Origin of the sequence: Mycobacterium alsense (genome assembly GCF_002086635.1) — a bacterium.
In the GTDB taxonomy this organism is placed as follows: Bacteria; Actinomycetota; Actinomycetes; order Mycobacteriales; family Mycobacteriaceae; genus Mycobacterium; species Mycobacterium alsense.
Genome location: NZ_MVHD01000029.1, coordinates 58160 through 64674, shown reverse-complemented (window position 1 = coordinate 64674; position 6515 = coordinate 58160). Strand labels below are relative to the sequence as shown.

Sequence of the window (6515 nt, the reverse complement as noted above, 5' to 3'; positions counted from 1 at the left end):
TGGCCGCTCCAGCCCGCACCGGCGATGTTCATCGACGACGCCCACATCTTGCGCGCCTCGTCCTCCACCGTCTGCGCGTGGACCTCGAACCGGCCCGCCATCGCCCGCATCTCATGCGGGTCAGTCATAAAACGTGTTGCCATGTCGGCCTGTCTCCTTGGTTGTCGGTGCTTGTCAGTGCTGCTCGGTGGTTCTCAGTAATTCTTCGGTGATGTGTCTTCGGTGATGTGTATTCAGCGATGTGTATTCGGTGATGTGTATTCAGTTGTGTGTGCTCGGTCCTGCGCTGCTGCGCCGAACCGAAGGAGAAAAGAATTCGGTCCCCCCTGCCGCCTGCGGCGGCTGAGTGAATATCTCGTCCAGGATTTGAATCGGTGAACCGGTCAGCCGGCGGCCGCTGCGTTGGCGGCTTCCGTCGCGGCGTAGGAACCCGAGCTGATCCCCAGCGTGTTCACGAACTGCTCGTGAATCGCTGCGGCCTGGGCGCTCACTGCCTGGTACATCTGCGCGTGCGCGGCGAATTGCGCCGCGGTCAGCGCCGACACCTCGTCGGCGGCGGCGGGGACAACCCCCGTCGTCGGGGCGGCGGCGGCGGCGTTCTGCGCGCTGAGCGCCGAGCCGATGCCCTGCAGGGTTCCGGCGGCGGCGGCCAGCGCCTCCGGCTGCGTGGTCACGAACGACATAACATTTCCCTCCTAGGTCGTCTCTGGCACCACTTCGTGCACGAGAGTAGATGACAACGTCCGTTTCAAGCTGGGCCCGAGCCGCTCGTTAGCGAATGTTCACTGGACGGCACGGGGAATTCACTTTTGGTAACGACACACTAACAGCGTCGGGCCCCCTACCGCTGGCCTTCACAGGACCGTCACAGCAAACCGTCGAGGCGAACCGGGCGGAGCGCCCTTGGCAAGCCTGCTGGCCAGCACGTATGGAGGATAGCACCGGGCGGGCGAAAACGCGTGGGAGCAAATGCGAGAACGCGCGCTCGCTGGGCGGACCCACGCGACCGCAAGCCGCCGCCCGCGGGCGCCGTTCGGAGGCGGCGCGCCCGCCACCCACACCGGTGGCCGCGCGAGGTGTCCGGTCGACGGGCGCCGACCCTCGCCGCGGCGGAGAAATCCGGACGCGGGTAAGGCGTTCGCGGGTGTCCATCGGGGTCGCGGGCCGCCGTCCCGCTAGCCGCCGAGGGGTGGCCGCGCCATCACGGTGGGCCGGAACCCGTACCGCGGTCCGGCGCCGCTGGACCCGCCGGCGCCCGCGCCGGCCAGCGGCAAGCCGCCCAACAGGTTTCCGGGTCCCGCCGCGGCCTCCGGCGCCGCGCTGATGCTGCTCACCGGGATGGCGGCATGCGGCGCCGCCGCGGGAGCGGCCCCCGCCCACGCGGCCGGCACCGACAACTTGCCGATCGAGGTCGCGCTGCCGAGGTGCGCGGTGGCGCCCGCGCCGCCGCCCAGCAGGCCGCCCAGGCTGGGCAGGCCCTTGGGCACGGACGCCGCGGCCGCGGCCGCGGGCGCGCTGATGAGCCCGAGGCTCTTGGCGACCTGAACGAAGTTGTTGCCCATGCCGATGCTGAAGTAGGGCAGACCCTCCGTGTTGTAGAGCAACCCCGCGTACGGCGTATAGCCGTTGGCCAGCGCCCCGAAGTTGGTGGGCAGCGTCGTGTTGCCGGTGGCGAGGAACCACAGTTCCTGCAACGGGTTGGTCGACTGGGCCTGCGAGACGAGCGACTGTGTCCCGCTCGGGGAGGCCAGTTGGCCCAGCTGGCTTTGGATTTGGGTGAGGACACCCTGCAGGCTCTGCTGGGCCGACGCCGCCGGGGCGGCCTGGGCCGCGGCGACCGCGGCGGTCTGGGTCCCCGTGCCGGCCTGGTTGGTGATCGTCGGGGCGCTTTGGTACGGCGTCACCTTGGTCGCCGCCGCCGACTGGCCGGCGTAGCTGTACAACGCCGCGGCGTTCTGCGCCCAAAACTCGCCGTATTGCGCCTCCAGCTGGGCGATGACGCCGTTGTTCTGGCCCAGCACATTGGTCGCCATCGCCTGGGACAATTCGGCGCGGTTGGCGGCGATCAGCGGCGGCGGCGTCACCGAGGCGAGCACGGTTTCGTAGGCCGCCGCGGCCGATTGGGCCTGGATGGCCGCCTCCTCGGCCTGCGCCGCGGTGCTGGTCATCCACGTCATGTATGGCTGCACCGCCGCGGCCATCGACGCCGAGGCCGGCCCCAGCCACTCCTCACTGGCCAGCGAGGTGATGAGCTTGTCGTAGGCCAGCGCGGCCGAATTCAGTTCGGCGGCAATGCTGTTCCACGCCGACGCCGCCGCCATCAGCGACGACGACCCCGGCCCCGCATAGATCTGCGCGGAGGTGACCTCCGGGGGCAGCGCACCCAAATCGATTGTCATTTCTGGCCTCCTAGCCTGCTGCGGCCGCGTTGGCCGCCTCGGTCGCCGCGTACGACCCGGAGCTGATGCCCAGGGTGTTGACGAACGTCTCGTGGATTGCCGCCGCCTGCGCGCTGACGGCCTGATACATCTGGGCGTGCGCGGCGAACTGCGCCGCCGTCAGCGCCGACACCTCGTCGGCGGCCGCCGGCACCACCCCCGTCGTGGGCGCCGCCGCCGCGGCGTTCTGGGCGCTCAGCGCCGAGCCGATGCCCTGCAGACTGCCCGCCGCCGCGGCCAGCGCTTCGGGCTGCGTTGTCACAAACGACATGTGATCTCCTCCTCGACTTTCAGGCTCGGTGGTTCGTTTCGGTCACTGCAGGTCGCCTCCCGTCATCCGGCCGACGGCGGGCGCGTCAGCACGCTGTAGCGGAACCCGTATTTGTTGGTGAAGCCGTAGCCCGCGGTGCGGCGGCCCACGCCGCCGGGAGGCACGCCCCGCAGGATGGTGTTGCCCGGCGCGGCCCCGGCGGCCCTGGCGGGAGCGGGAGTCTCCTCGGCCGCCGCGAGGGTCACGCCCGCCTCCGAGGTCGGCGTCGTCCAGTTCGCGGGGACCGACAGCAGCCCGACCTTGCCGGCCTGGCCCGCGCCCGCCGATACCGCCGAGGAGGTGTGGGCGCCGGCGGCGGCCCCCCCGCCGCCCACGGTGCCCAGGTGCAGGCCGGCGAATTGCGGTGTCGGGTACCAGGCACCGCCCGCACCGGCCGTGGTGCCGGTACCGAACGTCAGCTGCTGCCCGATCGATACGCCGAACTGCCCCATGCCCACCCCGAAGTAGGCCTGCAGGGTGTTTTTCAGGATCGGGGTGTACAGATTGGGCGCCAGCCCCAGCCAGTTGTTGGACGGGGTGGGCAGCCCGTAGGTCAGGAAATCCTTGATCTGGCCTTCGATCATGGAGAACGGCCACGTCGACGACACCCCGGTCGAAAGTTGTTGCAGCGCTTGGGGAACCGTGGCCGCCGGGACGAGCTGGGTGACGGTGGCCGCCGCGGTCTGCCCGGAACTGCCGGCCGGTTCGGCGATGGCCTGGGCGACGGCGGCGCCCTGGCCGGCGACCCCCTCCGGCGCCGTCGTGTTCGGTGGCGGTTGATACGGGGTCAGCTGCGCGGCGGTCGCCGACGCGGCCGCGTAGCCGTACATGGCGGTCGCGTCCTGCGCCCACATCTCCATGTACTGGGCTTCGGTGGCCATGATCGCCGGCGTGTTCTGCCCGAAGAAATTGGTGGCGACCAGCGTCATCAGCAACAGCCGGTTGGCCGCGATCACCGGTGGCGGGACGGTCATCGCGAAGGCCGTCTCGAACGCGGCGGCGGCCGCGCGCGCCTGACTGGCGCTCTCCTCGGCCAGCCCGGCCGCCGCGCCGAGCCAGCTCACGTAGGGCGCGACCGCCGACACCATCGCCTTCGACGAGGGCCCCATCCAGGGGGCGCCGGTGAGCTCCGTCAGCACCGAGTTGTAGCTGCTGGCCGCCGTCGCCAGCTCCGCCGCGAGCTCGTCCCAGGCCGTCGCGGCAACCATGATCGACTCGGCCCCGGGGCCCGCATAGATACGACCGGAATTGATTTCGGGCGCTAGCGCTCCGAAGTCGAACACCGTGTCCTCCTCATGTGGCCGTGATTGCGTGGGCAATCGCGTCGTGCGGGGCAAAAGCATGGTGGGTGCGGTCACATCGCTGGGGACCAGCAAACCCATTCGCGGGGATCGAACACGATTGGCGCCCCGGCCCGAGCGGCCGGGAGAAGCTCCGCGCCGCCGTGATTCTTGGCCGTCCGGTCAGGATCGAAATGCGCAAATTTGCCTCGTCTACCCCGCTGTTAGCAACCGAGCGACAGCTCGTTGGTGCCTGAACTGCCGCTCGAAAGCGACATTAGCTGGTTGCGGCGGACACGCCGAACCGCAAGGCCAAGTGTCGACAACTGGCAAACGAATGTTCATTCCCGGTCAGCCGCCGTTCACTAGCGACCGCCAGTGTTCACGTGCAGTTTGCCAACGGGTCGCCCCCGGGCGGGCCGCTACTCCTCGTCGATGAGCAGCGCCATCTCGGGACACGCGGCCACGCCGTCGCGGGTCACCCGCTCGTCCTCCGGCCGCACCTCGCGCTCCTCGAGGATCGAGTAGCCCGACTCGTCGATCGGGAACAGGTCGGGATCCACGGCGTAACACTGGGCGTGGCCGACACATCGGGACTTTTCGAGGCGAACCTTCACGCGCTGTCCTTCTTCGACGGATGGTGGGCACCGGCCTTGCCAGTGCGGCCGCCGCGAGCGTCCATCCTACCGACGGGGCGATGGCCTCCGCCGCGCCCGAAACCGCCCGCTGTGTGGGCGCGAGCGACATGTGTCGCCTCCTCTGCTTCGTCTGGCTAAGCGCTCTGCGTCACGTTAGTTCGCCGCCACCGATCGACGATCGGACGAAGTCGGCGGTCGCCGACGGCACCGAGGCCGCCGCCCCCCGGGGCCGCGGCCGCGGCACGGCGGTGCCGCCGCGCGCGCCCCGCGCCACCGAACCGCACCGCCGACCATGAGCTGGGACAACGAACCCGCCAACCCGCGGTCGACCGTCGACGGGGCGGCCGCCCGACGCCCGCGGTCGGGGCGGGGCCGCCGCGCGGGCGGCCCGGCACACAATAAAATCGCGTCGCGGATAAACCCGGTCCGGCGGCGTTTTCGGCGCGCTGTTCGCGGTCCGCCGTAAGGAGTTTCGCGACCCACGATGCGGGCGCGGACGGTCCCGTTCGACACGGGTGGCGCCCTTTGCCGCGCGTGCGATATTCGCGCGTGCAATATTGGTGTGCCGCCGGAAACCGGTGACGAAAGGATCCGGGCGAGCCCAGCTGGTTCGGGGACAATGGCGGCAAACCACGAAAACCGAACGGACGCGCGGAGATAGACTCATGAGCACTCCCGGTGAAGGCGACCCGGGCGCCTTCCACCTCCCGCGGCTCGAGTACTCCCAGTTGCCGATGGCCGCCGACCGCGGCGTCGGATGGAAGACGCTGCGGGACGCCGGGCCGGTGGTGTTCATGAACGGCCACTACTATCTGACCCGCCGCGAGGACGTGCTCGCGGCGCTGCGCAATCCGCAGGTCTTCTCGTCCCGGCTGGCGCTGCAACCTCCCGGCAGCCCGCTACCGGTGGTTCCGCTGGCGTTCGACCCGCCGGAACACACCCGCTACCGCAGGATCCTCCAGCCATATTTCAGCCCGCAGGGACTGACCGAGTCCCGGCCTCTGCTGCAGCGCCACGCCGCCGAGATGATCGCCGCGCTCGCCGAGCAGGGCAAGTGCGAGGCGATGGCGGATTTCGCGAGCCTGTATCCCTACCAGGTGTTCCTCGACCTCTACGGCCTGCCGCTCGAGGATCGTGACCGCATCATCGCCTGGAAGGACGCCATCGTCTCCGACAAGCCCTATTCGACAAAGGAGGACCTCGAGAAGGCGGGCGAGCTGATGGCCTACCTCGCCGACGCGATCGCGCGGCGCCGGGCCAACCCGGGCTCGGACATGCTGTCCCGGGTGATGACCGGCGACGGAGCATTCAGCGACCTCGAGCTGCTCGGCATGAGCCACCTGCTGATCCTGGCGGGCCTCGACACGGTGACCGCGGCCATCGGGTTCTCCCTGTTCGAGCTCGCGCGCCGACCGCAGCTGCGCGATTCCCTGCGCGACAATCCCAGGCAGATCAGGGTTTTCATCGAAGAGATCGTCCGGCTGGAGCCGTCGGCCCCGGTGGCCCCCCGGGTGACGACGCGGATGGTCACCGTCGGTGGCATGACGCTGCCCGCGGGCACGTCGGTGCGGCTGTGCATGGCCGCGGTGAACCGCGACGGCAGCGACGAGATATCCACCGACGAACTGGTTTTGGACGGCAAGGTGCACCGGCACTGGGGATTCGGCGGCGGCCCGCACCGCTGCCTGGGATCGCACCTGGCCCGCCTCGAACTCACCATCGTCGTCGACGAATGGCTCCGGCAGATCCCCGACTTCGCGGTGCCTCCGGATTACACGCCGGAAATCAGGTTCCCGTCGAAGACGTTCGCGCTCAAGGAATTGCCGCTGCGCTGGGGCTGATCGGCGAT

7 protein-coding genes are annotated in these 6515 nt (G+C 69.8%); 1 reads left to right on the top strand and 6 read right to left on the bottom strand.

The features are described 5' to 3' along the window. The 6 genes from BST11_RS16595 to BST11_RS16570 all read right to left on the bottom strand — a co-directional run. Window positions 1-143, bottom strand: a 143-nt coding sequence (locus BST11_RS16595) for a WXG100 family type VII secretion target (RefSeq protein ID WP_042798136.1), incomplete at its 3' end; no start/stop codon positions are given. Window positions 144-383: 240 nt separating this feature from the next. Then, the gene (locus tag BST11_RS16590) at window positions 384-683 is read right to left on the bottom strand and encodes a PE family protein (RefSeq protein WP_068212104.1); all 300 of its coding nucleotides are present in this window, start codon (window positions 681-683) and stop codon (window positions 384-386) included. A 492-nt stretch (window positions 684-1175) separates the two neighbouring features. Further along, complete coding sequence (locus BST11_RS16585; RefSeq protein ID WP_083139015.1) at window positions 1176-2399, bottom strand: PPE family protein; 1224 nt, start codon at window positions 2397-2399, stop codon at window positions 1176-1178. Between the two features lie 10 nt (window positions 2400-2409). Continuing rightward, window positions 2410-2709, bottom strand: a complete 300-nt coding sequence (locus tag BST11_RS16580) for a PE family protein (RefSeq protein WP_067319719.1) — start codon at window positions 2707-2709, stop codon at window positions 2410-2412. Window positions 2710-2771: 62 nt separating this feature from the next. Next, complete coding sequence (locus BST11_RS16575; RefSeq protein WP_083139025.1) at window positions 2772-4031, bottom strand: PPE family protein; 1260 nt, start codon at window positions 4029-4031, stop codon at window positions 2772-2774. A 419-nt stretch (window positions 4032-4450) separates the two neighbouring features. Beyond that, window positions 4451-4645: a ferredoxin gene (locus tag BST11_RS16570; protein ID WP_083139014.1), complete on the bottom strand. Its 195-nt coding sequence runs from the start codon at window positions 4643-4645 to the stop codon at window positions 4451-4453. A gap of 686 nt (window positions 4646-5331) precedes the next feature. On the opposite strand from BST11_RS16570, the gene BST11_RS16565 reads away from it, so the two are divergent. After that, window positions 5332-6507, top strand: a complete 1176-nt coding sequence (locus tag BST11_RS16565; protein ID WP_083139013.1) for a cytochrome P450 — start codon at window positions 5332-5334, stop codon at window positions 6505-6507. The last annotated feature ends 8 nt before the right edge of the window (window positions 6508-6515 follow it).

What these genes read in the sequence shown, in the direction of transcription:
- BST11_RS16565 (WP_083139013.1), top strand. Translation starts at nt 5,332, where the DNA reads ATGAGCACTCCCGGTGAAGGCGACCCGGGCGCCTTCCACCTCCCGCGG.
- BST11_RS16585 (WP_083139015.1), bottom strand. Translation starts at nt 2,399, where the DNA reads ATGACAATCGATTTGGGTGCGCTGCCCCCGGAGGTCACCTCCGCGCAG.
- BST11_RS16580 (WP_067319719.1), bottom strand. Translation starts at nt 2,709, where the DNA reads ATGTCGTTTGTGACAACGCAGCCCGAAGCGCTGGCCGCGGCGGCGGGC.
- BST11_RS16590 (WP_068212104.1), bottom strand. Translation starts at nt 683, where the DNA reads ATGTCGTTCGTGACCACGCAGCCGGAGGCGCTGGCCGCCGCCGCCGGA.